The organism is Pseudomonas putida, from assembly GCF_002025705.1.
GTDB classification, from domain to species: domain Bacteria; phylum Pseudomonadota; class Gammaproteobacteria; order Pseudomonadales; family Pseudomonadaceae; genus Aquipseudomonas; species Aquipseudomonas putida_J.
Genome location: NZ_CP018846.1, coordinates 2,097,178 through 2,121,646, shown reverse-complemented (window position 1 = coordinate 2,121,646; position 24,469 = coordinate 2,097,178). Strand labels below are relative to the sequence as shown.

The window sequence follows — 24,469 nt, the reverse complement described above, 5'->3', positions numbered from 1 at the left end:
ACATTTGGCTGCACAGCAGGCCCTTTATATAGACGGCTACATAAAGTGTTGTTGCAGTTGTCGTGCCAGCCTTTTACGTGCGTATTTACTGGGGATTGGTAAATAACCAAATTTGCCAGGCAAACAAACTGCCCGCTCGCTGTTGGAATACCAACAGCCAGGCGGCTCAAGCTCTGTGGGAGCGGGTTTACCCGCGAATACGGCGGTGGGCTTACTGCCGCATTCGCGGGTAAACCCGCTCCCACACGGCTCTCCGATTAATTTGGATATTTGTATATAACCGGCGCTGTTCGAAACACAACACAGGCACAACAAAACTTACTGTTTCGTTCACCACCACACACTTAACAACCCGACAAACGCCCAACTTTCAGGCCTTTTGCCAGCTGGCACAGAAACTGCTCTCACCTGTTTTGACAGGCCTGACTATTCCCATAGAACGCCGAGGACCTACGATGACTTTCAAGGAATACAACGATGCGTGCGATTCAACTCCATCCACTGCGCCTGGCCGTGGCCACGGCCCTGCTGGCCCCGGCCACGGTACTGGCCGCTGACCCGACCCTGGGCACGGTGACCGTGCAGGCCGCCAAGCAGACTGAAGTGCAACAGGCCGCCAGCGCCCTCGCCGAAGTGCCTGGCGGCACCAGCGTGGTCGACAGCGAAGAGGTCGCCAAAGGCCGTACCGCCACCCTGCAGGACACCCTGGCCTACCAGCCCGGCGTGTTCGTGCAGTCCACCGGCGGTAACGACGCGGCGAAGATCTCGATCCGTGGCTCTGGTGCCAACACCTCGCCCGGCTACTTTCGCGAAGGCATCAAGTTCCTCTTCGACGGCCTGCCGCTGACCGGCCCCGGCGGCACCCCGTATGAATTCCTCAACGCCAGCGGCGTCAACTACACCGAGATCCTGCGCGGCGCCAACGCCTTCCAGTACGGCGCGCTGACCCTCGGTGGCGCGGTCAACTTCGTCAACCACAGCGGCTACAGCGCCCCCGGCCTGCGCGTGCGCGCCGAGGCCGGCAGCTACCACTACCAGAAGCAGAGCATCAGCTACGGCGGCGTCGAAGGCGACCTGGACTACTACCTGCAGGCCGACAACTACCGCAACGACGGTTACCGCGACTACAGCCTGTCGAAAAGCTCTGGCATCGTCGCCAACGCTGGCTACCGCTTCAGCCCGAAGCTGGAAACCCGCCTGCTGCTGCGCTACCGCGACGAAACCCACAACGACCCCAGCGCCACCACCCTCGACAACGCCCTGCACCACCCGCGCCGGGCCAGCGCCACCGCCGAAAGCAGCGGCGCCGGTGCGCGCCGCCCGGGCAGCATCTGGGTCGGCAGCAAGACCACCTACACCTTCGACGACGATGCACGCCTGACCTTCGGCCTGTCGTACCACGACTACCGCCACACCAACAGCCCGCGCAGCCCGAGCAACCCCAGCTACTGGGACTGGCACGACCTCGGCCTGCTGCTGGGCTACGACCGCGTCGACTACCTGTTCGGCCACGAGAGCCGCAGCAACATCGCCTTCACTTCGACCCAGCACCTGCGCGGCGGGGTGGATTCGGCCAACGGCGACAAGGTGTCGCTCAAGCAGGTCAACTACAAGGACTCGTTCGACCGGGTAATCGCCCTGGGCAACGACATCAACCTGGTCGACAACCTGTGGCTCACCAGTGGCGTGTCATTCATCAACGTGCGGCGCAAAGTCAACATCGACTACGCGGTGAACCCCAACACCACCACCTTCCCGCAGCACGTCGACTACGACAACTGGAGCGTCGCCCCGCGTATCGGCCTGCGCTACGAGTTCAGCCCTGAGCTGCAGGTGTTCACCAACTTCAGCCGCAGCATCGACCCACCCGCCTCATGGGAGTACTCAGGTTCCGGCCCGACCCTGCCGTACATCCGCCCGCTGGTGGAACAGAAGGCCAACACCTTCGAGGTCGGCATCAAGGGTTCGCACGGTATCTTCGACGGCAGCCTGGCGCTGTACCGTTCGTGGATCCACGACGAGCTGCTGAACGTGCAGATCATCCCCGCCACCTCTACCGCGGCAGCCGTTACCGGCGCGTTCAACGCCTCGCCGACCATCCACCAGGGTGTCGAGGCCGGGCTCAACACGCGCCTGTGGGACAACCACCAGGGCGACCTGGTGCGCTGGCGCCAGTCGTACACCTACAACGATTTCTACTACCGGCATGACGACACCTTCGGCGACAACCAGCTGCCGGGCGTGCCCAAGCATATCTACCAGGGCGAGTTGCAGTACCAGGACCACAGCGGCTGGTACACCGGGGTGAATGTGCAATCGGCATCGCGCACGGCGGTGGACTATGCCAACAGCCTGTATGCGCCGTCGTACACGATCTGGGGGGCGAACCTGGGGTATGAAGCGCCGAAGGGCAACTGGAAGGTGTCGCTGGACCTGAAGAACCTGGCGAACAAGGCGTACGTGACGGCTGTGACGCCGGTGTACAACGCGCGCGGGCTGGATACTGCGTCGTTCTGGCCGGGGGATGGGATCGGGGCTTATGTAGGGGTTGAGGTTCGTTACTGATTTTTCCTGTGGCGGCCTATCGCGGATAAATCCGCTCCTACACGGACCTTGTAGGAGCGGGTTTACCCGCGAAGAGGCCGGTACAGGCTTATGCCGTGCGAGGCATCAAGTCATAGGGGTGCTTCCACCCCGGCACTGCCTGGATCCGCTGCTTCCACGCCTCGATATGGCTGAACTCGGTCAACACGATCCCGGTATCCTCCGGCATGAACACATACCCCGCCAGCGACAGGTCGGCAATGGTCAGCCGCCCGCCCACCATGAACGGCGTCTTTGCCAGGTGCGCATCGACAATCCGGTACGCCGCCGTGGCGCGCTCACGCAGGAAGCCCGTCACATCGGTCTCGCCAGTATTCTTCAGGCACAGCAGGAAACGCAGCACAGCGTAGTAGCTGGTGAACTTGTGGTTGTCGAACAGCATCCAGCGCCAGATCTCGCGTTTCTCGTTGTCGTCGCGCGGGCCAAACTGGCCGGTGCGCTCGGCCAGGTACTCGAGAATCAGCGCCGACTGGGTCAGCCGCTGCCCTACATGCTCAAGCACAGGCACCTCGCCTTGCTCGTTGACCTCGTCGCGCCATTGCGGCTCGCGGGTCTGGCCATTGAAGAAATCGACGAACACCGGTTGCCAGTCCTGGCCGGTGAGTTCAAGCATCAGCGCAGCCTTGTAGGCGTTGCCGGATTCGGCGAAGCAATGCAGCTTGTAGTCGGACATAGGGTGACCTTCAGTTTCCATTGAATGATCGGCTGGCCCACGCGGGGTCAACACAGACTACACAAAAGTATGCTTACATGCGCCGATCAACCCGCCAGGAAGGCCACCATGCCCTACCCCACGCTGCCCCGTACGCTGTCCACTCCACGCACCTTGCTGGTCCGCCCCGCCCCCGCCTTCGCCCTGCAGCTGCAACAGGCCCTGATCGACAGCTACCCCCTGCACCAACCCTTCCTGGCCTGGGCCAAGCCTGACTGGACCTTGAGTGAAGTGCGCGACAGCCTGCAACTGAGCGCCGAGGAGTTCCTCGACCCGGCCAAGGAAAAGCGCTATTTCGTGCTGGCCGCAGACAGCGGCGAAGTGATTGGCTGCATCGGCCTGCGCCCCGGCAATGACGAGTATGAAGTGGGCTATTGGGCGAACCGGGCCAGCAGTGGCAAGGGCCTGATGCGCGAAGCGCTGACCTGCCTGCTGGACGCCGTGGATGCCCCGGTGTGGCTTACCACCGACATCGACAACCACGCCAGCCAGCGCCTGGCCGAACGTGCCGGGTTCGTGGCGGCTGGCAGCCAGCTGACCGAGCTCGACCCCAGTACCCCGCGGCCGCTCTATCGCCGCCCAGCGGCTGGGCGCATGGGCAGTGCGTAACCCGCCACAGGTTCCGACGACTGTGCAGTCCGTGCGGGAGCTGGCTTGCCGGCGGTGAGGGCATCAGCCAAAACATCCCAACTCCCGTCCCTCGCGTTATATGCCCCTCGCCACCCCCGGTGCGATAGTGGAGAAAACAACACGGATAAAACCCCCATGTACAGAAACACCTCTACCCCCGCGGACGACAACGGTTGCGGCTGGTTCCACCTCAGCCCAAAGCGCCAGCCACGCGCCGCGCACCGGGGGCGGAGCGAGGCGCGCTGGGTGGTGCTCGGCGCGGGCTTCACCGGCCTTGCCGCGGCGCGGCAACTGGCGCTTCACCACCCTGACGACGAAATCATCCTGGTCGAGGCGCAGGAAGTCGGCTTCGGCGCCTCGGGGCGCAACTCCGGCTTTGCCATCGACCTGCCCCACGACATCGGCGCCCCTGACTACATCGGCGATCTGGCCACCGCACGGATGAACCTCAAGCTCAACCTGCGCGCCCAGTCGATCCTGCGCGGGCTGATCAACCAGCACGGCATCGACTGCCAGATCCGCCCGGACGGCAAGTACCAGGCCGCGGTCGAAGACAAGGGGCTGGCGGTGCTGGAGGCTTATCGCAGCGGCCTCGACAAGCTCGGCCAAGCCTATGAAATGATCGACGCCCGCGACCTGCCCGAACATTTCGGCACCGGTTTCTATCGCAAGGCGCTGTACACCCCCGGCACCCAGCTGCTGCAGCCGGCCGCGCTGGCCAAGGGTCTGGCCGAAAGCCTGCCAGGTAACGTCACGCTGTACGAAGGCACCACCATCACCCGCCTGGAACAAGGCCGGCGCATCACCCTCAAGCACGCCCACGGCGAGATCGTCGCCGACCAGCTGCTGCTGACCAACAACGCCTTCGCCTCGTACTTCGGCTTCCTGCCGGGCCGCCTGCTGCCGATCTTCACCTACGCCAGCATGACCCGTGCGCTGACCGAAGACGAGCAGGCTCGCCTGGGTGGCAAGGCCACCTGGGGCATCATCCCTGCCGACCCGTTCGGCAGCACCCTGCGGCGCACCCCGGACCAGCGCCTGCTGGTGCGCAACAGCTTCAGCTTCAATGCCAATGGCCGTGCCCAACAGCGCTACCTGGACCGTGCCGGCCGCCAGCACCGCGAGTCGTTCGAACGGCGCTTCCCGATGCTCTCGGGGCTGCCGTTCGAGTTCACCTGGGGTGGCTCGATGTGCCTGTCGCGCAACCACCTGTCGCACTTCGGCACCCTGGCGCCGAACGTGCACGCGGCACTGTGCTGCAACGGCCTGGGCATCACCCGCGGTACTGCCACCGGTACCTTGCTGGCCGACTGGCTGAGCGGCGAGCGCGACGAGCTGATCGACTTCCTGCTTGGCTCCGACGGGCCCAACCGCAACCCGCCGGAACCGCTGCTGAGTGTCGGGGTCAACCTGAACCTGCACTGGGGCCAGCGCCGCGCCGGCCTGGAAAGCTGATAAGGAGGCAACATGCATAGCCTGGGTATTCTCGGGGTCGGCGAGCTGACCGAAAAAGTGGTGGTCGGCCTGCGCCGCAGCGGGTTCGGGGGCAAGCTCTACTTGTCGCCACGTAACGCGCAGCGCGCCGAGGTGCTGGCGGCCGAGCACGGTTGTGAGGTACTGCCGAGCAACCAGGCGGTGGTCGACCAGGCTGACCTGGTGATCCTCGGCGTGCGCCCGGACTCACTGGGGCAGCTGGCCAGCGAGGTGCGCCTGCGCCCCGGCCAGCGCCTGGTATCGCTGGCCGCCGGGGTCAGCCTGGCGCTGCTGGCCACGGCCTTCCCTGGCGCGCATTGCGTGCGGGTGATGCTGTCGTATGCGGCGCAGTACAACCAGTCCACCGTGGTGGTTTGCCCGGCGGACGCGCTGACCGAGCAGTCCCTGGGGCCTTTGGGCAACTTGGTGGTGGTGCAGGATGAGCCGGCATTCGAGCTGGCCACGGTGGCAGCGTGCATGAATGGCTGGTTCTACTTCCTGTTGCATGACCTGCAGCAGTGGCTGACCGACAAGGGCCTGCCGGCGGCTGAGGCGCGTGCTTTGGTGCTGGGCAACATGCAGGACTGCGTGACCAGCGCGCAGCACCAGCCGGAGTACACCTTGAAGGCCCTGGGGCAGGCCATTGCCACGCCCGGGACCTTTACTGCCGATGGCTTGGCGGTGCTGATGCATCAGCCGGCAAGTGCCAGCTGGGGGGCGGCTTGCGAGGTGGTGCTGGATGCCTTGCTGACCCGTTCGGGGTTGGCTGGGCGATAGCGTTTACCCGTTCTGGCCCTATCGCGGATAAATCCGCTCCTACAAGGGCTATGCGATCCCTGTAGGAGCGGATTTATCCGCGATGAGGCCTGCAGCCTTCATGCATATCTAGAGCTGGCGATACACCCGGGCAGTGTCCTCTTCAAAGTGTTTCAATTCTTCCTGCCGCCGCGCTTCCGACCAGCCCATCGCCACTGCCGCACGGTGTGACAGCTGCTCCACCCGCTCACGCCCCAGGTCCGGGTCGAGCCCCCACGGCAAACGCCGACGCACCAGGTCCACCAGCCTGACTACATGCTCGCGGCCAACGATGCGGGCAATGTCGTCGCCATCGATGCGCTCGCGTTCGATCATGCCCTTGGGCGCCTTGCCCCGCTTGCCCAGCCGCGCCTCGACGCCACGGGCGATCACCCGCGCCGCATGGCGATGGAGCATGATGGTCGAGCCCGTCAGGGTCAGCAGGTTCGGCTTGCCGGCCGCCTCGCTCAGGCGCACCGGCAGGTAGGTGCTGCGGCCATCCAGGGTCGAGGTCGGGCGCACGCCGCACCAGCAGTGCTGCACATCGGCACGGGTCAGCTGCAGGGCGGGGAACAGCTGGTTGGCCTCGGCGAGGATGTAGTCGACCTCGCCGTCCTCGACGCGCACGGTGTCCGGGTCGTCGGTGAAGTGCGACTCGGTCGGGCCGATGAAGTGGAATTCGCGCCAGGGGAACACGTAGTACGGCTCACCCTTGCTGGAGAACGCCTCCAGGCCTTGGCCGCGATAGGCCTCGGGCAGCCGTACCATGACGTTGACACCCTTGATGCCCAGCACTCGCGGGCCGTTATCGGCTGCGCCCGCCACACGATCAACCCAGGGCCCTGCGGCGTTGATCACCACCTTGGCTGTCACGTGCGCCTGGCCTAGGGCTTCGGGTGCCTGTTCGTCCAGGGTCAGCCGCCACTGGCCTTCGCTGCGCTGCAGCTGGCTGACGCGGGTGTAGGTGCGCACCGTCGCGCCGCGCCACTGTGCATCCAGCGCGGTGTCGACGCAGATGCGCTCGGGCCAGGCGTACATGTATTCCTCGAACACCCCCACACCACGCAGCGGCCCACCCAGGCCGGCGGCCATGGCACTGTCTTCGGCCGCCTGCTGCGCCGACTGGCGGCGGTAGGCCAGCGGTACCTTCCAGCCACCGAGCGCCTCGACCAGGCGGAAGCCCATGTCTACCAGCCACGGCGGGTAGCGGTCACCCTTGCGGAACGGGTAATGGAAACGGTGCCTGGTCAGGTGCCCGGGCATGTCCTTCACTAGCTCGGCGCGGCAGCGCATCACCTGGCGGGTGTAGCGCAGGCGTTGCCACATGTCGAGCGGGCGAAACGGGATCTGCCACAGCGGATAGCGCGCGGCCAGGTAGCCCAGGCCCGAATAGAGCATGCGGCTGGAGCGCGACGACGTGCCGGCACCGATGTCGCCACGGTCGACCAGCAAGGTGCGGAAGTTGCGTGCGGCGAGCTGCCGGGCGGCGGCGCAGCCAACCGCACCGGCGCCAATGACCACCACGTCGTAGTGGTCGCCGTCGAACGATTCCAAGGGGGGACGGGTCATGATCTTCAGTTTCCGGATTCTTGTGCTTGTTCTGGAAGGTCTGCGTCGCCTTCTTCGCGGGCAAGCCCGCTCCCACAGGGATTGCACAGACTTCAAGCAGTGTGCAGTGACTGTGGGAGCGGGCTTGCCCGCGAAGAGGCCAGCAGGGCAAATGCAAAGTTTGTCCGCCAGCCCACGATAGAAAAGCCCTCACCCTTCCCTCTAGAACATCCAGGACAACTTGCATAAGCCCCGAGCAGGCCTTGCCAGCGCATCCCATGACTCGTCCCAGCCGTTATATGGAGCCCCGCGAGGCCAGTGCCATAGTGCCGCGACGCTGATGCGTGAATAACAACAAGAGGCAAGTTGAATGACCACATCCAAACGCTCTGTCGAAGATGCTCCGCTGAACGCCTTCCACCGCAAACTGACCGTCTACTCCGCTGGCGGCCCGTTCCTCGATGGCTATGTGTTGAGCATCATCGGCGTGGCCATGCTGCAGATCACCAACGCCTTGCAGCTGTCGGCTTTCTGGGAAGGCCTGATCGCTGCATCGGCGTTGATCGGCGTATTCCTTGGCGGCTTTATCGGTGGCTGGTTCACCGACAAGTACGGACGCAAGGTGCTGTACCTGGTGGACCTGATCGCCATCGTCGGTTTCTCGGTGGCACAGTTCTGGGTCGAATCGGCCTGGGCGCTGTTTGCCTGGCGCTTGCTGATCGGCATCGCGGTCGGTGCCGACTACCCGATCGCCACGTCGCTGCTGGCCGAGTTCCTGCCACGCAAACAGCGCGGGCCGTTGCTTGCCGCCATGGTGCTGATGTGGTTCGCCGGCGCCGCCGTGGCCTACGTGGTGGGCGAGCTGCTGCTGCGCGTGGGCGGTGACGACGGCTGGCGCTGGGTCCTGGCCAGCGCCCTGGTGCCGGGCGTGCTGTTCCTGATTGCCCGCAGCGGCACCCCGGAGTCGCCGCGCTGGTTGCTGAGCAAGGGCCGCACCGCCGAAGCCGACGCGGTGATCAAGAAGGTCTATGGCCCGAGCTACTCGGTTGCCGACCTGCCCGAGCAAAGCAGCGGCAAACCGGTGTCGCTGTGGTCGCTGTTCCACTCTGGCTACGGCAAGCGCATGGCCTTCGTCACGCTGTTCTGGACCTGCGCCATCGTGCCGCTGTTCGCCATCTATGCCTTCGCCCCGAAGGTGCTGCAGGCGCTGAAGCTGACCGGCGACTGGGCCGCCTACGGCTCGATCGCCATCACCTTCCTGTTCACCCTCGGCTGCCTGGTGGCGACCCTGCTGATCAACCGCCTGGGCCGGCGCAAGATGCTGATCCACAGTTTCCTCTGGTCAGGCCTGTCGCTGGTGTTGCTGGGCGTGTTCCCTGACGCTTCGCCAACCACCGTGCTGGTGCTGTTCGGCGCCTACGCGGTGCTGATCGGCGGTGCCCAGGTGCTGGAATACGTGTACCCCAATGAGCTGTTCCCTACCGAGATCCGCGCTTCCGCCGTGGGCCTGGCTACCTCGCTGTCGCGCATCGGCGCCGCCGTGGGCACCTACCTGGTACCGATCTCCCTGGCCAGTTATGGCGTGGCCAACACCATGTTCGCTGCGGCCCTGATCTCGCTGTTCGGCGCGCTGATCTCCTGGTGGCTGGCCCCCGAGACCAGCAAGCTCGACCTGCAGCAGGCCGCAGCCCTGGGTGGGCAAGCCGCCACTGCTTCGCCAACTTACAAAACTGTCGCTCGTAAAGCCTGAAGGAACCCGTAATGAGCCAAGTCCTTACCGTTGTCCGCAATGCCCCTGCCTCGCTGCTGGGCGAAGCGACCCCTGCCCGCCTGCCGATCGGCGAACCGATCGCCCACGCAGCATCAGCCCAGGACCAGACCGATGAGGCGGTCGGCGCCAGCATCGGTGTGTGGGAAAGCAGCCCGGGCGTGTTCCGCCGCTTCCTCAAGAACCGCGAGTTCAGCCATATCGTCAGCGGCAGCTGCACCTTCACCCCCGACGGCGGCGAACCGGTCGAGCTGCGTGCCGGCGACGCGGTGCTGTTCCCGGAAAACTGCGAAGGGGTGTGGCACATCCACGAAACCCTGCGCAAAACCTACGTGCTGTTCTGAGGAGCTGGCAGATGATCGAACGGATCAACCCAGGCCCACGGGCCAGCCAGATGGTGCTGGTGGATGGGCGCATCGAGACCTCGGGGCTGGTAGCCCTGCAAGCCGGTGATATCGCCGCGCAGACCCGCTGCGTGCTGGCCCAGCTGGAGCAGTGGCTGGCACAGATCGGGGCTGGCAAGCAGAACCTCACGCGCATGCAGATCTGGCTGGCCGACATGGGCGAGTTTGCGGCGATGAACGAGGTGTATGACGCCTGGGTCGGGAGCCAGCCGCCGGTGCGGGCTTGTGTGGGGGCCGCGTTGGCGACGCCTGAATACCGGATCGAGATTCAGGCGTTCGGGCAGCTTTAGCTGAACTGACTGGCAAATCACCTGTAGGAGCGGCCTCGTGTCGCGAAAGGGCTGCACAGCAGCCCCAGGCTTTCAGCTTAAATGCAAAGATTGCTGGGGCCGCTCTGCGGCCCTTTCGCGACACGAGGCCGCTCCTACACGAGCAGGTTACAGATCCGGGTCCAGGCCTACTTTGTCGCCATGCCAGTCGAAGCGCTCCACTTCATGCCGGCGCTTGCGGAAGCTGTAAGGTGTTTCACCATACTGCTTGCGGAACCACAGAATGAAATGCGACGCATCGGAAAACCCGCAGGTCAGGGCGATGGTGGTGATGTTCTGGCTGGTGTTCACCAGCAGGCGCCGTGCATGGTCCAGGCGCAACTTGCGCCAGTAGTTGGCGGGCGGCTCCTGGGTGTTGGCGACGAACTCGCGGTGCAACTGCCGCGGGTGGGTGCCCACCGCCTCGGCCACGGCCTTGAGCGTCATCGACGCATCCAGGTTGGCGCGCATGAAGGCAATCGCCCGCTGCACCCGGTCGTTCTGGTACACGCTGTCGCTGGCAGCCTTGTCGCTCGCCTCCTCCGCCCGCTCATCCACCAGCAGATACTCCAGGCCCTTCTGCGCCCGCACCGCGCCACAGTGGCGGCGGATCAGGTTGGCGGCAAGGTCGATGGCGGTGCCACCCGGGCAGGTGATGATGCCGCGGTCATCGACGTAGCTCTTGTCGATGACCATGGTCGACAGCGGGAAGCGCTCGCGGAACTCGTCGCGCAAGGTGAAATGCACCGCGCAACGGCGGCCATCGAGCAGGCCGGCCTTGCCGAGCACGAACGAGCCGGAACACAGGGCGATGATCGGGATGTTGGCGGCATGCACGTCGCGCAAGGCGTCGAGCAGCCAGCCCGGCGGATTGCGCGTTTCGCCAAGCAGGCCGCCCGCCAGCACCACGTAATCGTACTGGGCGAACAGGTTCAGCGACTTGGTCGGCGAAATCGGCATGCCGCAGCTGGCGGTGATCGGTTGGTCGTCGAGGGTCATCCAGTCCCACTGGCAGTAAACCTGCTGGCTGCGGAACGACTTGTCGGCGGCAAAGCGCAACGAGTCGACCAGGCCGGCCACCGGCACCAGGGTGAACTGGTTCATCAGCACGAAACCGACACGCAGCTCTGGCTTGATCTGCGCGGTGGGCTCGGGGGTTTGTGATTGTTGTTCTTGTAGTTGCGCAACCATGAACGTCGGCCTCATGACCTGCTGAATAACGCCATTGTAGGGTGCACCCGGCGTCCGGCATATCATATGCCGCACGACAAATAGTAAGTCCATGACAAAACGCGCCGCCGTTCTATCAATTGTCATGACTGTAATATCGGGCCACACGCCGTGCTGAGCATCATGTAGCCACAACAACATGCTCAGAGGCACCCCTCATGTACCGCGGATTCTGGTATGCCCAGGCACTCGACCTGGACAGCGACCTGGCCCCTGCCCTGCAGGATTCGATTCAAGCCGACGTGTGTATCGTCGGCGGCGGCTTCCTTGGCCTGTGGTCGGCCATCCGCCTGAAGCAGGCACACCCACAGATGTCCATCGTCATCGTCGAACGCGACCGCTGCGGCTCTGGCGCCAGCGGGCGCAACGGCGGCATCGCCACCAACTGGTGGGGCAAGTACCTGTCGGTGCGCACCATCTGCGGCGACGTCGAGGCGCGGCGCATCTGCGAGGCGGCAGAATCGGCGATCGACGAGATCGGCAGCTTCTGCCAGGAACACGGCATCGATGCCCAGTACCGCAAGGACGGCTGGCTGTGGACCGCGACCAACCAGCGGCAGATGAATTCCTGGCGGGTGCTCACCGACGGCCTGCAGAAACTCGACGTCAACCCGTTCCAGGAAATGGACCGCGAAAGCATCCGCGGCCGCGTCGGCTCGCCGCTGGTGCTGGGCGGCATCTTCGACCCTAACGCCGCCACCGTGCAGCCGGCCATGCTCGCCCGTGGCCTGCGCCGGGTGGCGTTGAAGCTGGGGGTGAAGATCTTCGAGAAATCGCCATTCACCCACCTGGTCCGCGGCAAGCACCCGGTGGTGCACACTGCCAAAGGCCATGTGAAGGCCAACCATGTGGTGCTGGCGCTCAACGCCTGGGGTGCGCAGTTCCCCGAGCTGCGCCGGATGATCGCGATCATGTCCAGCGACATGGTGGCCACCGCACCGGTCAAGGCCAAGCTCGACGCCATCGGCTTCAGCCGTGGCGAATGCATGACCGACTCGCGCACCGTGCTCAACTACTGGCGCAACACCCCGGATGGCCGTGTGGTATTCGGCAAGCCGCTGGGCCAGTTCGCCTATGCCGGGCGCATCGGCAACCTGTATGAAAAACCCTCGCCGGCCGCCGACAAGGTCGCCGCCGAACTGCGCCGCCTGTACCCGCAGCTGGAAGATGTGCCAGTGGTGAGCAGCTGGACCGGCCCGATCGACCGGGCCATGAAAGGCCTGCCCAACTTCGGCTACCTCGACCAGCACCAGACGGTGAGCTACGGCATCGGTTTCTCGGGCAATGGCGTGGCCACCACCGTGTTCGCCAGCCGCATCATCAAGTCGCTGGCTACCCATGCCAATGACGAGTGGGCCAACTGCGGCCTGGTCAATCAGAAGATGAAGCTGCTGCCGCCAGAGCCATTCCGCTTCTTCGGCGCGCACATGGTGCGTGATGCCCTGGTACGCAAGGAATCGCTGGAAGACCACGACCAGGACGCCGGTTTCGTCACCCGCCAACTGGTCAGCATGGCCCCGGCCGGCTATGTGCCGGCGCAGAAAAAATAAGGAAGACAGCATGAGCGAACATATCGTCCTGCTCGACGACGAGGGACTGGCGCCCTCCACCCGGCTCAAGCGCCCGGACTGCGAGCACACTTGGCAGCAGTTTGCCTACACCCACCCTGAGCAGATGCTGGAGCACCTGAAGGATGCCACCATCGCCTTCACCTGCAGCGTGCCGCTGCGTGAGGAGCACCTGCGCCAGCTGCCCAAGCTGAAAATGATCTCGCTGGCCCTGACCGGCCGCGACATCGTCGATGTCGACTACTGCAACGCCCACGGCATCGAAGTGGCCAGCGTGCCGGGCTACGCCGCCAACACCGTGGCCGAGCACAGCCTGGCGATGATCCTCGAACTGTTCCGCCGCCCGGCCGCCTTCACCCGGCTGATGCGCCAGGTACATGCCGGTGAGGCCGAGTACAAGAACATCTACTTCGACCACCGCATCCGCGATGTGCGTGGCAAGCAACTGGCGATCATCGGCAGCGGCCCGATTGCCGTGCGCCTGGCCGAGCTGGCGCGCGCCTTGGGCATGCAGGTGCTGTTCGAGGACCGTGCGGGCAAGCGCCGTGGTGCCGACTGCCGGCCTTTGGCCGAACTGCTGCGCAGCTGCGACGTGCTGTCGATCAACTGCCCGCTGACGCCCGAAACCTACAACCTGATCGATGCTGACCGCCTGGCACTGATGAAGCCGGATGCCGTGGTGGTCAATACCGGCCGTGGTGGTGTGGTCAATGAGGCGGCATTGATCGCTGCGCTGCAAAACGGCCGCCTGGGCGGCGTGGCCCTGGATGTGGTGGAGGTCGAACCGCTGCACCCAAGCAACCCACTGTTCCAGCTGATCGGCCGTGACGACTTCCTGCTCAACCCGCACATCGCCTGGAGCAGCGAAGACGCCATGCAGCAGCTGATGGACAGCGCCGTGGACAACATCAGCGACTTCGTCGCCCGCCATAACGCCAGCAAAAGGATCCGTAGCGCATGACCCTGGTTACCAAGAGCAGTTACGTCGATGGCGCCTTCGTCGCGCTGGACAGCGGCAGCGACAGGCTGGAAAACCGCAACCCGTCCAACCCTGACGAAGTGATCGAGCGCTTCGTGCGCGCCGATCAGGCGCTGACCGAACAGGCCCTGACCGCCGCCCGCCGTGCCGCACCCGGCTGGGCGCGCAGCAACCCGCAGCAACGCGCTGACGCGCTGGACTTCATCGGTAGCGAGATCCTCGCCCGCCGCCAGGAGCTGGCCACCCTGCTGGCCCGCGAGGAAGGCAAGATCGTCCGCGAGGCGCTCGGTGAAGTGGACCGCGCCGGGCGCTCGTTCAAGTTCTACGCCCAGGAGGCACTGCGCGCCGAGGGCGAGAAGTACCAGTCGGTGCGCCAGGACGTGGGCATCGACGTGTTCAGCCAGCCATTGGGCGTGGTCGGCATCATTGCCCCGTGGAACTTCCCGATCGCCATCCCGGCCTGGAAGATTGCCCCGGCGCTGTGCTTCGGCAATTGCGTGGTGTTCAAGCCCGCCGAGCTGGTGCCCTCCTCGGCCTGGGCACTGGCCGAGATCATCTCCCGCGCCGGCCTGCCGGCAGGTGTGTTCAACATGCTGATCGGGCCGGGGCGCAGTGTTGGCGACACGATCATCCGCTCGCCGCTGGTCGATGGCATCAGCTTCACCGGCTCGGAAAACACCGGCCGGCAGATCGCCCGGCTGGCGGCCGAGGGCATGAAGAAAGTGCAGCTGGAAATGGGCGGCAAGAACCCGCTGATCGTGCTCGACGATGCCGACCTGGAGCAGGCGGTGGAAGTGGCGCTGAACGGTTCGTTCTTCAGCACCGGGCAACGCTGTACGGCGAGTTCGCGGGTGATCGTCACCGAGGGCATCCACGATGCCTTCGTCGCACGCCTGGCCGAGCGTACCCGTGCGCTGAAGGTGGGCGATGCGTTGCAGGCCAGCACCGACATCGGCCCGGTGGTCGATGGCCGGCAGCTGGAACAGAACCTGGCGTACGTGGCCAGCGGCCGTGAACAAGGGGCGAAACTGGTGTGTGGTGGCGAGCAGGTGGAAAACGCGGCGGGGGCGTATCTGTTCACCCCGGCGCTGTTTACCGAGGTGACAGCGGACATGCGCATCTACCGCGAAGAGATCTTCGGGCCGGTACTGAGCGTGCTGAAGGTGCGTGACTACGACGAAGCCTTTGCCGCCGCCGAGGACACTGCGTTTGGTTTGTCGGCCGGGATCGTCACCACCTCGCTGCGCCATGCCGAACACTTCAAGCGCAACAGTTCGGCCGGCATGGTGATGGTCAACCTGCCGACGGCGGGGGTGGATTACCACGTGCCGTTTGGTGGCAATGGTGCATCGAGCCTGGGGTCGCGGGAGCAAGGGACCCATGCGCGGCAGTTCTTTACCCGGGTGAAGACCACCTACCAGTTGGCCTGACAGGGCCATGGGGCCGCCTTGCGGCCCTATCGCGACCCAAGGCCGCTCCTACAGGGAGGCCGCGTTTCTCTGTAGGAGCGGCCTTGCCGGGGCGCCGGACCGGTCGGATAGGGGCGCAAAGCGCCCCCAGCAATTTCAAACCCAGCAGATACCTTTCACTTCTTGCGCTGCATCCAGGCAGCCCCAAGACCACTCAGGCAGATGATCGCAATCCCCAGCAGGCTCGCGCTGTCGGGCACCTGGCGATAGATCAGCAACCCCAGCAACCCGGCAAACACGATCTGGCAGTAACTGAACGGTGCCAGCAACGCAGGTGCGGCATGGCGGAAGGCCTGGGTCAGCAGCAGATGCGCACTCATGCCGAAACCACCCAGGGCCAGCATCAGCAACCCATGGTCCCAGCGCGGCACTTCCCAGAAGAACGGCACCAGCGCACTCATCACCAAGGTGTTGCACAACCCGGCGTAGAAGTTGCTGGTAGTCGGGCTGTCGTAAGCCGCCAGGATGCGCGTGAGCAGCTGGTAAAAGCAGAAGCCCAGCGCCGAACCGAACGGGTACAGGATGGCCGGCGTGAACATCGCGCCACCGGGGTGCACCACCACCAGCACACCGATAAAGCCCAGCACCACCGCCACCCACTGCCCTGCTGTCACCCGCTCCTTGAGCAAGGGCGCCGACAACGCGGTCACCAGCACTGGCGCAAGGAAGTTGACCGAGGTCGCTTCGGCCAGCGGCAGGTATTGCAGGCCGGTGGTGAACAGCAGGCTGGTGCTCAGCAGGCTCAGCGCGCGCAAGGTCTGCAACACCGGGCGCCGCGTACGCAGTACATTCAGGCCGGCCTTGGGCAGGAAAATGCCGGCCATCAGCAACGTGTGCACCACATAGCGAGCCCACACCACCATGACGATCGGGTACAGCCCACCGAGGAACTTGGACAAGGCATCGTGGCTGGCGAACAGCAGCGTCGCCACCACCACCAGGGCGATGCCGCGCAGGGGTTGGTTGACTCCGGACAGCGGGGTGCTGGAACTCATGGCGTTCTCGACGGCGGCGCGGCTGCATGCTGCGCCAGGGGAAGGTGCGACAGCACGGATTCTAGAAGAGATACGACAACTTGAGGAAGTTCATTTCCACGCTTTACGTGGGACGTTTGCCATTCCGTTCGCTTATCGACCACTTTCCACTTCACCCGCATGGCCCGTGCCTGGCAAAGCGCGCACCATCGATAACGGACCCTCGACCTCGAACAAGGAGTTTTCATGCAACGGCTCACCACCCGCAACGGCCTTGACCTGCCCTGCATCGGCCTGGGCACCTGGCCGATGACCGGCGACGCGTGTACCCGCGCGGTGCACCAGGCGCTGGAGCTGGGCTATCGGCACATCGACACCGCCACCGCCTACGACAACGAGGCCGCCGTCGGCCAGGCGCTGCGCGACAGCAGCGTGCCGCGCGAGCAGATCCACCTGACCACCAAGGTCTGGTGGGACCGCCTGGAGCCCAAGGCCATGCGCCAGTCGCTGGAAGACAGCCTGCGTGCGCTGGGCACCGAGCAAGTCGACCTGTTCCACATCCACTGGCCCGGCAAGGACTGGGACCTGGCCCGCAGTATCGAAACCCTGGTGGCCCTGCGCGACGAGGGCAAAGCGCGCAGCATCGGTGTTGCAAACTTCCCGCTCGGCCTGCTGCGCCGGGTGATCGAGGATCTGGGCGCGCCGCTGTCGGCGATCCAGGTCGAGTACCACGTGCTGCTCAGCCAGCAACCGCTGCTCGACTACGCCCGCCAGCATGACCTGCTGCTGACCGCCTACACCCCGCTGGCCCGCGGCCGTGCGGCGGAGCAGGCGGTGATCCGCGAGATCGCGCGCAAGCATGGCGTGCTGCCGAGCCAGGTGGCGTTGAAGTGGCTGCTGGACCAGGATGGGGTGGCGGTGATTCCCAAGGCCAGCAGCCGGGAAAACCAGCTGGCCAACCTGGCAGCGCTGGAGGTGCGGCTGGATGAGGCGGACCGGGCACTGATTGCCGGGTTGCCGAAGGATCAGCGGGTGGTCAGCCCGGACTTTGCGCCTGACTGGAATAGCTGATAAACCGGGGGCCGCTTTGCGGCCCTATCCGACCGGTCCGGCGCCCCGGCAAGGCCGCTCCTACAAGCGTTCCCCTGTAGGAGCGGCCTTGTGTCGCGCTGGGCTGCAAAGCAGCCCCCAGGGCCCTCAAACGTTACACACAAACCTGCTTCAACCGCTCACTGGCCGGCGCTGGCCGCCCATACAGGTAGCCCTGGAAATGCGAGCACCCTTCCGCCCGCAGCCGCCGCATCTGCTCCTCCGACTCCACCCCTTCTGCCGTGGTCTTGATCATCAGGCTGTTGGACAGCTCGGTAATTGCGCGGATGATCGACATCGCTTCGCGGCTGTCGCACATGTCATGCACGAACGACTTGTCGATCTTGATGCGGTCGAACGGGAACGAACGCAGGTACCCCAGCGACGAGTAGCCAGTGCCAAAGTCATCCAGCGAAATCGACACACCCAGGTCTTTCAGGGCGCGCAAGGTGCGCACGTTCTCTTCGCTGTTGCCCAGCAGCACCGACTCGGTGATCTCCAGCTCCAGGCGCTGCGGCGCCAGCCCAGAGTCGGCCAGGGCCAGGGTCACGATGTGGACCAGGTTGGCGTTCTTGAACTGCACCGGCGACAGGTTTACCGATACGGTCTGCTCGGTACCCCAGCTGGCCGCCTCCTGGCACGCCAGGTTCAACGCGCGGGTGCCGAGCTCGTGGATCAGCCCGGTTTCCTCGGCGATGGGTATGAAGTCCATGGGCATGACCATGCCCCGGGTCGGGTGCTCCCAGCGCAATAGCGCTTCGTAGCCGGTCACGCTGTTGGTCAGCTGATCCACCACCGGCTGGTAGTGCAGGTGCAATTGCCCCAGGTGCAGGGCGGTGCGCAGGTCTGTTTCCACCAGGCGGCGCTGGCGGGCGGCGACATCCAGTTCGAGGTGGAAGCACTCATAGCGGTTGCGGCCGTTGCGCTTGGCCTCGTACAAGGCCATGTCGGCGTAACCGAGCAGTTGCTCGGCCTGGTCGTTGTCGTCGGGGGCGATGGCGATACCGATGCTCACACCCACCGAGAACTGGTGGCCCTCAATCTGGAATGGCGGGCAGATTGCCTCGATCAGGCGTCTGGCGGTATTGCAGGCTGCTTCGCGGCTGTCCAGGTGAGTCAGCACCACGGCGAATTCGTCACCGCCCAGCCGGGCCAGGGTGTCGTGCTCGCGCAACTCGCGGCGCAGGCGCTTGCCGAGCGCGCGCAGCAGCTTGTCACCAAAGGCGTGGCCGAGGGAGTCGTTGATGTTCTTGAAGTTGTCCAGGTCCAGGCACAGCGCGGCGGTGAGCTTTTCACCTTCGTGGTCGCGCACCAGGGCCTGCTTGAGGCGCTCGTGGAACAAGGTGCGGTTGGGCAGCCCGGTGAGCGCGTCATGGTGGGCCATGTGGTGGATCTGCGCATGGGCGGCCAGTTCTTCGGTGGCGTCTTCGGCCACGAACAGCACGTAATCCGCCTGGCCCTCGCACTGCTGGCTGAGCAATGCGCGGCTGCGCAAGGTGCGCGGGCCACAGGCGGTATCGACACGGGTTTCGGCGGCAAAGCCCTTGCTGCTGCGCGCGCCACGGCTGAGCTGGGTCTCCAGGTATTGCGCCGCAGCAGGTGCCAGACACTCCCCGGGCGTGTGGCCGATCATTGGCTTGCCACGGCCACCGAACAGGCGCTCGGCCTGCTGGTTGGCGAGCAGGATGCGCTGGCTTTCCAGGTCCTGAACGATGACGCTGGCGGGGATGTTGGCGATCACCGAGTCGAGGAACTGCGACAGGTTGGCCATTTCCTGGCTGTACTGCTCGGCCAGTTCCTTGGCCTGCAAAAGCTCAAGCTCCTGCTGGCGGCGCTCGGAAATGTCGCGGGTGACCTTGGCGAAGCCGACCAGCTGGCCGTGGTCGTCACGTACCGCCTCGATCACCACATGGGCGTGGAAGGCCGTGCCGTCCTTGCGCAGGCGGGCACCGATCTCTTCGAAACGGCCGGTGCTGCGAGCCTGTTCCAGGTTCTGTTCGGGCAAGCCGGCGGCACGCTCGGTCTCGCTGTAGAACAGCGAGTAATGCTGGCCGACGATTTCCTCGGCGCGATAGCCCTTGGCCCGCTGGGCGCCGGGGTTCCAGTTGGCGACAAAACCGTCGGGGGTGAGCAGGTAGATGGCATAGTCCACCACGCTCTGGATCAACAGCCGGTACATGATGTCGGGGCTTGCGACTAGCGACATGAAATTTACCTGAACCTGCGACGTGCACGAAAGGAACCCCCAGCCAGAGCTGGCCGAGTCTTGTAAAGCAGTGCTGGCATTATGCCTTGCGAGTCAGTTTTGTGAAGTGGGTCACAGAATTTTGCTGTATCAACCAGCAGTCAGTGGAGGACGGAAGTCACCTGGTAGGTCAGCAGGTCCGGCCCATCGTCGGGGAAGATCTGTTGCACCGGCCGGTGCAGGTCGGCCACCACAGCCTTGCAGAACGCCACTGCGATCGGGTCCAGGGCATAGCAGCGCAGCAGCCAGTCACCTGGGCTGGCGAGGAACTGGTTGGCCACGGCGCGGCCAATGCCTTGGCGCCGGTAGCGCTTGAGGATGAACAGGTCGGCCAGTTCCAGCGCTTCGATGCCGGGCAGTTCGCTGCGCTCGACCAGCACGAAGCCGGCGATGAAACCATCCACCAGCACCAGGCTGGCGCTCCAGCCTGGGGACTGCCAGTAGCGCTGCAGGTGTTCTTCGTGGATGTAGAAGCGGCCGTCCACCTCGACGTCTTCCTGCTCCCAGTCGGAGGACTCATAGGCGTAGAACTGATAGAGGTTGCGGATCAGTTCGGCCTGGTCGGGGGTGGTGGGCAACAGTTCGATGGGCAGCATGGTGGGGATGGCTCGGGGAAAAGACCATTCTAAGGCTTTTGTATTGCCTGCACTGGCCCTTTCGCGGGTAAACCCGCTCCTACAGGTTCATCACTGGTCTGAGTTCTGCACAGTACCTGTGGGAGCAACTGTCTTCTTGTGGAAGCTGGCCTTGCCAGCGATGGGGCGCGTAGCGCCCCGAGCCCGACTCTGTCAGGCATCGCCAGCAAGGCTGGATCCTATGAGTGAACTACCTGTTCCTGCCAGGGCGTTCCAGTCTTGAGCATCGCGTTCAGCCGCACTATCAATACCCGCATGCACGCCACCACTGCTACCTTCGCGCATTTCCCCTGCGCTCGCAGCGCGTTGTAACGCTCGCTGAAGTCTTTGTTATGCCGGATCACCACCCAACAGGCCATATAGAGCGCCCGCCTGACTTGTGAGCGCCCACCCCAGATTGAACGCTTGCCCGACTGCTTGCCGCTGTCCTGATTGAATGGCGCAACACCGACCAAGGCGGCAATTTCCTTCTTATCCACCTGGCCCAGCTCTGGCAGCAAGGCCATCAGCTTTCCGGCAGTAATCAGACCAATTCCTTTGACTTGCGTGAGCTGTTTGACACGATCATCAGGCAAAGCTGCTGCCTGCTGTGCGATCTCCTGTTCCAGCGCTCGAATTTCACCCTTCAGATAGGCAATGTGTTGTTCCAACCGCAAACAAACACTGATAGCCCGCGCCTGCTTCAGACGCCGCTTGTCATCGTCGCGCTGTTGGACGAAGCGATCCCGCTGCATAAGCAGTTCGCGCAGCAAAGCTCGCTCAGGTGTCATCACCTGGCAAGGCCGTGGGGGCATCACTTCAGCCAGGTGAGCCAAAACAGCGGCGTCAATGGGATCGGTCTTGGCGCGTTTACCCATCGACTTGGCAAAGTCCCGGGCACGACTGGGATTGATCCGGCAAACCGGAAAGTCGGCATCCTGCAGCGCTTTGAGGACATTGCACTCGTAACCACCGGTAGCTTCGAGCAAAACCATTGAAACTGCATACCCGCCAAGCTTTTCGACGAGCAGTTGAAATCCTTTCAAGTCATTGGAAACACTGAAGTTCACACCCTCAGGGCGGATGTGAACGGCAAGTGTGGCACTGGAAACATCGATGCCGACAGAGGAAGACATGGCCAAACCCTCTTAAACTCAAGGAGTGAGAGCGCTTTGGCTTGGCCCACGCTTGTGATTCGAGATTACGGCCCTCATCCAACTGTTCGGGCTCTCGCCAAAGTGGAACGGTGAATGGCAGCTTTTGCTCCCACACGTGCTCAAGGCACCTCGGGCTATCAGCTTGCCATTCACCGCTCTCACTTCAGATTCTATTCCCTCGCCAAGACACAAGCGGGTTTACCCGCGAATAGGCCGTCACAGGCTTATGCCACAGCGGCCACGGCCTCGATCTCCACCAGCATGCCATCCAGCGCCAGGCGCGCTACCGGTATCAGCGTGCAGGTCGGCTTCATGTGCCCGCCCCAGGCCCTGTCCGCCTCGGCCACCCATTGCGCCAACCGCGCCTCGCTGTGATCGACAATCAGCAACGTCAGCTTGAACACCTGTGCCAGGCCTGCCCCTTTCGAAACCAGCGCAGTCTGCAGATTGGCCAGTGCCTGGCGGGCCTGTTCGGCGAATTCATGTGAAAGCTGCCCATTGCCATCCTCCCCACCCTGCCCCGCGATAAACAGCAGGCGGCTACCGGCGCTGACCTCGGCAACATGGGAATAGGCATTGGCGCTGGGGTCGTACAGGCCTTGAGGATTGAACAACTGGAATGCGTGGGTCATGGAACGCTCCTTCGTGTGAATGAGCGTCCGAGTCTGTTGGCTCGAGTTAGGTAGAGGTCAAGCAGCTGTAGGATTTTTCTTTGTTGCGCTAATGAAGCTCAACACCGCGTATGTAGGAATACGGCCCGCAGTTCGCTAGATTGCAGCTCCCGGCATGGAGGCCAGAGCCGCGGCGCAGCGCCGCTTCACTGAAGGAAAAGCCATGAGCAAGTCCTACGCGTTCCAACTCGCCTATACCATCAGCCCGGTCAACAGCGACCATGAGGCTGACGCCGCAGCAGCGCGCACTCACCTGCGTGAAGAAATGGGCTGGAAGACCTCCGGCAAGGTCGAAACGACGCTTCACGGTGAGCTGGTCCTGTCCCCAGGTACCCCTGATGAAAAACGCAAGGAGGCCGGCAAGTCGATCCGTGCCCGCATCCGTGACGCATTCAAGGCGCTGGAAGTGCAGGACACGGTCGGCTTCGCCGGCAGCCTGATGGTCAGCGGCCTCGACCCGGCCATCAAGATCGGCATCAGCCCCGACTGAAGCCACCGGTATCAGGCGCCGCGCGCCTGATACCGCTGCCGTCATTTTTCCTGCAGCACCGCCCTGCCCTTCACCGCCCGTGGCCCACGCCAGGCCCAGAACAGCAACCCCGGGAACGGTGCATAGACCACGAACACGATCCACAGCATCTTGCGTTCCGCGCGCCGATCGCTGCCGATGATGTGCCAGATGGCGAAGATCTCCAGCAGGATGACCAAGGCCGCGACAATGATCCAGATCGTTCCGATTTCCATGAGCACTCTCCCGTTGGCATGTAAGGGGTTGGGTTACAGCCAACGGTGAGGGTTCATTCCGATTTGCTATGGGTGCAAGGCCTGGGACACCGCGTTGACGAAAACCGCCTGCTCGTCATAGAGGGAACTCGGCGTTTCGGCGTTCTTCCAGGTCGACCACTGCACCATCACCAGTTTCTCGGCCGGGTTGATCGCGATGGTCTGGCCGTAGATGCCCAGCGCCCAGAAGGTCTGGTCACTGGTCGTGGTCTTCTTCGGCTCAAGGTTGGCATCGGCAGCCGGTGCGTTGTACCACCACTGGTAACCGTACTGCCCGTTCGGCGCCGCCGCCGTCACCGAACCCTTGGCCTGGGTCCAGTGGGTGGAGCGGGCGATCCAGTCATCCGGCAACAGTTTTTCGCCGCTTGGCAACTGGCCGCCACTCATCACGAACTGGCCAAAGCGGCCCCAGTCCCGCAGCGTGGCGTTGAAACCATGCCCACCCATGTCGACCTTGCCCGGCACCAGTGCATGCCAGACGCCGTCCTGCTGCATGCCGTAGCGGCTCCAGATCTGCGCTTCGAGGTTCTTGGCCAGTGTCTGGCCGGTAGCATTTTCCAGGACCCGGCCGACCAGCCAGGCGCCGCCGGTGTTGTACGACCACACTTCGCCCGGTTTCACACCTGGCTTGCGCTTCACCGACTTCACCAGGTTGAACACGCAGGTGTAAGGGTCCGGCGTCGCTTCGCATTGGGTCATGTGGGAGAAGTCGGAATCCTTCGAGGCGTAGTTTTCGTCCCAGACCACGCCCGAGGTGTGCTGCAGCAACTGATGCAGGGTCACGTCCTGCCAGGCGGTGCCTTCGAGCTCGGGGATGTAGCGGGTGATCTTGTCGTCTACCGAATGTATCTTGCCCTGCTTGATCGCTACCCCGACCAGCACGCTGACCACCGACTTGGCCACCGAGCGGGAGGTCCACAGGGTCTGTGGCGTGTTGCCCTGGGCATAGTGCTCGTAGGCGACCTTGCCGTCCTTGAGGATCAGCAGGCCGGTGACGCTCTGGTTGCGCTCATAGTCAGCGATGCCTTGTGGCTTGCCGTCCAGGGTGTAGCGCACCGCGGCCAGCTTGTGGGCCGCTTCGGGCAGCGGGAACGGCTTGGCGCCCTGGGTGCTGAACACATCGCCGCCATACAGGCGGTAGGTATTGCGGAAGCCGACCACCCGGGTGGCCTGGTCCCAGCTGAGCATGTCCTTGGCCGCAGGCAATGTCTTGTCGAAGGGTTGCGGGCAGGTTTTCAACCCTGGCACGCCGCATGGCCCTTTGTCTTCTGCGGCGTGGGCCACGCCACTCATGGCTGCTACGACGGCCAAGGCAGTCAGGGATGTTCTTATTGTTGGAAATGCCGGCATGGGCCGCTCCTCGCAAGGTGTGGAAGTACGCCCAGCGAGTCTGGACAAGTTGCCAGGGCCGGAAAAGCACAATAAATTTGCAGCCACTATTAAAAAAA

At 64.0% G+C, this 24,469-nt stretch carries 22 protein-coding genes; 12 read left to right on the top strand and 10 right to left on the bottom strand.

Going from position 1 to position 24,469, the window contains the following annotated elements:
* The first annotated feature begins 477 nt into the window (after positions 1–477).
* Positions 478–2,565 carry a TonB-dependent receptor family protein gene (locus BUQ73_RS09660; RefSeq protein WP_079227633.1) on the top strand — a complete coding sequence of 696 codons (2,088 nt, stop codon included), beginning with the start codon at positions 478–480 and terminating at the stop codon, positions 2,563–2,565.
* A gap of 88 nt (positions 2,566–2,653) precedes the next feature.
* Here BUQ73_RS09660 and BUQ73_RS09655 read toward each other — a convergent pair whose 3' ends face one another.
* A complete protein-coding gene (locus BUQ73_RS09655) occupies positions 2,654–3,277 on the bottom strand; it encodes a glutathione S-transferase family protein (RefSeq protein ID WP_079227632.1) in 624 nt (207 codons plus the stop codon).
* Between the two features lie 108 nt (positions 3,278–3,385).
* Here BUQ73_RS09655 and BUQ73_RS09650 point away from each other — a divergent pair, with 108 nt between their 5' ends.
* From BUQ73_RS09650 to BUQ73_RS09640, 3 genes are all read left to right on the top strand, one after another.
* The gene (locus tag BUQ73_RS09650) at positions 3,386–3,925 is read left to right on the top strand and encodes a GNAT family N-acetyltransferase (protein WP_079227631.1); all 540 of its coding nucleotides are present in this window, start codon (positions 3,386–3,388) and stop codon (positions 3,923–3,925) included.
* 156 nt (positions 3,926–4,081) lie between these two features.
* The gene (locus BUQ73_RS09645) at positions 4,082–5,401 is read left to right on the top strand and encodes an NAD(P)/FAD-dependent oxidoreductase (protein ID WP_079227630.1); all 1,320 of its coding nucleotides are present in this window, start codon (positions 4,082–4,084) and stop codon (positions 5,399–5,401) included.
* A 12-nt stretch (positions 5,402–5,413) separates the two neighbouring features.
* On the top strand, positions 5,414–6,196 hold the full coding sequence (locus BUQ73_RS09640; protein WP_079227629.1) for an NAD(P)-binding domain-containing protein: 783 nt from the start codon (positions 5,414–5,416) through the stop codon (positions 6,194–6,196).
* A gap of 108 nt (positions 6,197–6,304) precedes the next feature.
* On the opposite strand, the gene BUQ73_RS09635 is transcribed toward BUQ73_RS09640, so the two are convergent.
* Positions 6,305–7,783, bottom strand: a complete 1,479-nt coding sequence (locus BUQ73_RS09635) for an FAD-dependent oxidoreductase (RefSeq protein ID WP_079227628.1) — start codon at positions 7,781–7,783, stop codon at positions 6,305–6,307.
* Between the two features lie 349 nt (positions 7,784–8,132).
* Between BUQ73_RS09635 and BUQ73_RS09630 the strand changes: the two genes are divergently transcribed.
* Genes BUQ73_RS09630 through BUQ73_RS09620 form a run of 3 tightly spaced genes read left to right on the top strand, consistent with a single transcriptional unit; the run spans position 8,133 to position 10,224 of the window.
* Positions 8,133–9,512, top strand: a complete 1,380-nt coding sequence (locus BUQ73_RS09630; protein ID WP_079227627.1) for an MFS transporter — start codon at positions 8,133–8,135, stop codon at positions 9,510–9,512.
* Between the two features lie 11 nt (positions 9,513–9,523).
* Positions 9,524–9,874 (top strand): cupin domain-containing protein, encoded by a 351-nt coding sequence (locus BUQ73_RS09625; protein ID WP_079227626.1) that lies wholly within the window; start codon positions 9,524–9,526, stop codon positions 9,872–9,874.
* An 11-nt stretch (positions 9,875–9,885) separates the two neighbouring features.
* Positions 9,886–10,224: a RidA family protein gene (locus BUQ73_RS09620; protein ID WP_079227625.1), complete on the top strand. Its 339-nt coding sequence runs from the start codon at positions 9,886–9,888 to the stop codon at positions 10,222–10,224.
* Between the two features lie 147 nt (positions 10,225–10,371).
* Here BUQ73_RS09620 and BUQ73_RS09615 read toward each other — a convergent pair whose 3' ends face one another.
* Positions 10,372–11,433, bottom strand: a complete 1,062-nt coding sequence (locus BUQ73_RS09615) for a GlxA family transcriptional regulator (protein WP_079227624.1) — start codon at positions 11,431–11,433, stop codon at positions 10,372–10,374.
* 197 nt (positions 11,434–11,630) lie between these two features.
* Between BUQ73_RS09615 and BUQ73_RS09610 the strand changes: the two genes are divergently transcribed.
* From BUQ73_RS09610 to BUQ73_RS09600, 3 genes are read left to right on the top strand one after another with little or no spacing between them, the layout of a single operon-like run.
* Positions 11,631–13,022: an NAD(P)/FAD-dependent oxidoreductase gene (locus BUQ73_RS09610; protein WP_079227623.1), complete on the top strand. Its 1,392-nt coding sequence runs from the start codon at positions 11,631–11,633 to the stop codon at positions 13,020–13,022.
* A 10-nt stretch (positions 13,023–13,032) separates the two neighbouring features.
* The gene (locus tag BUQ73_RS09605; protein WP_079227622.1) at positions 13,033–14,001 is read left to right on the top strand and encodes an NAD(P)-dependent oxidoreductase; all 969 of its coding nucleotides are present in this window, start codon (positions 13,033–13,035) and stop codon (positions 13,999–14,001) included.
* A complete protein-coding gene (locus tag BUQ73_RS09600; RefSeq protein ID WP_079227621.1) occupies positions 13,998–15,449 on the top strand; it encodes an aldehyde dehydrogenase family protein in 1,452 nt (483 codons plus the stop codon). The genes BUQ73_RS09605 and BUQ73_RS09600 overlap by 4 nt, the downstream gene beginning before the upstream one ends.
* A 155-nt stretch (positions 15,450–15,604) precedes the next feature.
* On the opposite strand, the gene BUQ73_RS09595 is transcribed toward BUQ73_RS09600, so the two are convergent.
* Positions 15,605–16,483 carry a DMT family transporter gene (locus BUQ73_RS09595; RefSeq protein WP_027920406.1) on the bottom strand — a complete coding sequence of 293 codons (879 nt, stop codon included), beginning with the start codon at positions 16,481–16,483 and terminating at the stop codon, positions 15,605–15,607.
* A 225-nt stretch (positions 16,484–16,708) separates the two neighbouring features.
* On the opposite strand from BUQ73_RS09595, the gene BUQ73_RS09590 reads away from it, so the two are divergent.
* On the top strand, positions 16,709–17,533 hold the full coding sequence (locus BUQ73_RS09590) for an aldo/keto reductase (protein ID WP_079227620.1): 825 nt from the start codon (positions 16,709–16,711) through the stop codon (positions 17,531–17,533).
* A 133-nt stretch (positions 17,534–17,666) separates the two neighbouring features.
* Here the strand turns inward: BUQ73_RS09590 and BUQ73_RS09585 are convergent, their stop codons facing one another.
* From BUQ73_RS09585 to BUQ73_RS09570, 4 genes are all read right to left on the bottom strand, one after another.
* Positions 17,667–19,757: a putative bifunctional diguanylate cyclase/phosphodiesterase gene (locus tag BUQ73_RS09585; RefSeq protein WP_079227619.1), complete on the bottom strand. Its 2,091-nt coding sequence runs from the start codon at positions 19,755–19,757 to the stop codon at positions 17,667–17,669.
* Positions 19,758–19,897: 140 nt separating this feature from the next.
* Positions 19,898–20,392: a GNAT family N-acetyltransferase gene (locus tag BUQ73_RS09580; protein ID WP_079227618.1), complete on the bottom strand. Its 495-nt coding sequence runs from the start codon at positions 20,390–20,392 to the stop codon at positions 19,898–19,900.
* A gap of 218 nt (positions 20,393–20,610) precedes the next feature.
* On the bottom strand, positions 20,611–21,546 hold the full coding sequence (locus BUQ73_RS09575) for an IS110 family transposase (protein ID WP_079226748.1): 936 nt from the start codon (positions 21,544–21,546) through the stop codon (positions 20,611–20,613).
* 245 nt (positions 21,547–21,791) lie between these two features.
* Positions 21,792–22,199 (bottom strand): RidA family protein, encoded by a 408-nt coding sequence (locus BUQ73_RS09570; RefSeq protein ID WP_079227617.1) that lies wholly within the window; start codon positions 22,197–22,199, stop codon positions 21,792–21,794.
* A gap of 202 nt (positions 22,200–22,401) precedes the next feature.
* Here BUQ73_RS09570 and BUQ73_RS09565 point away from each other — a divergent pair, with 202 nt between their 5' ends.
* Positions 22,402–22,728: a hypothetical protein gene (locus BUQ73_RS09565; protein ID WP_079227616.1), complete on the top strand. Its 327-nt coding sequence runs from the start codon at positions 22,402–22,404 to the stop codon at positions 22,726–22,728.
* Between the two features lie 41 nt (positions 22,729–22,769).
* Here the strand turns inward: BUQ73_RS09565 and BUQ73_RS09560 are convergent, their stop codons facing one another.
* Both BUQ73_RS09560 and BUQ73_RS09555 read right to left on the bottom strand, forming a co-directional pair.
* Positions 22,770–22,982 (bottom strand): PLDc N-terminal domain-containing protein, encoded by a 213-nt coding sequence (locus BUQ73_RS09560; RefSeq protein ID WP_079227615.1) that lies wholly within the window; start codon positions 22,980–22,982, stop codon positions 22,770–22,772.
* A gap of 66 nt (positions 22,983–23,048) precedes the next feature.
* Positions 23,049–24,314, bottom strand: coding sequence for a serine hydrolase domain-containing protein (locus BUQ73_RS09555; RefSeq protein WP_237772761.1), 1,266 nt, complete (start codon positions 24,312–24,314; stop codon positions 23,049–23,051).
* Between the last annotated feature and the right edge of the window lie 155 nt (positions 24,315–24,469).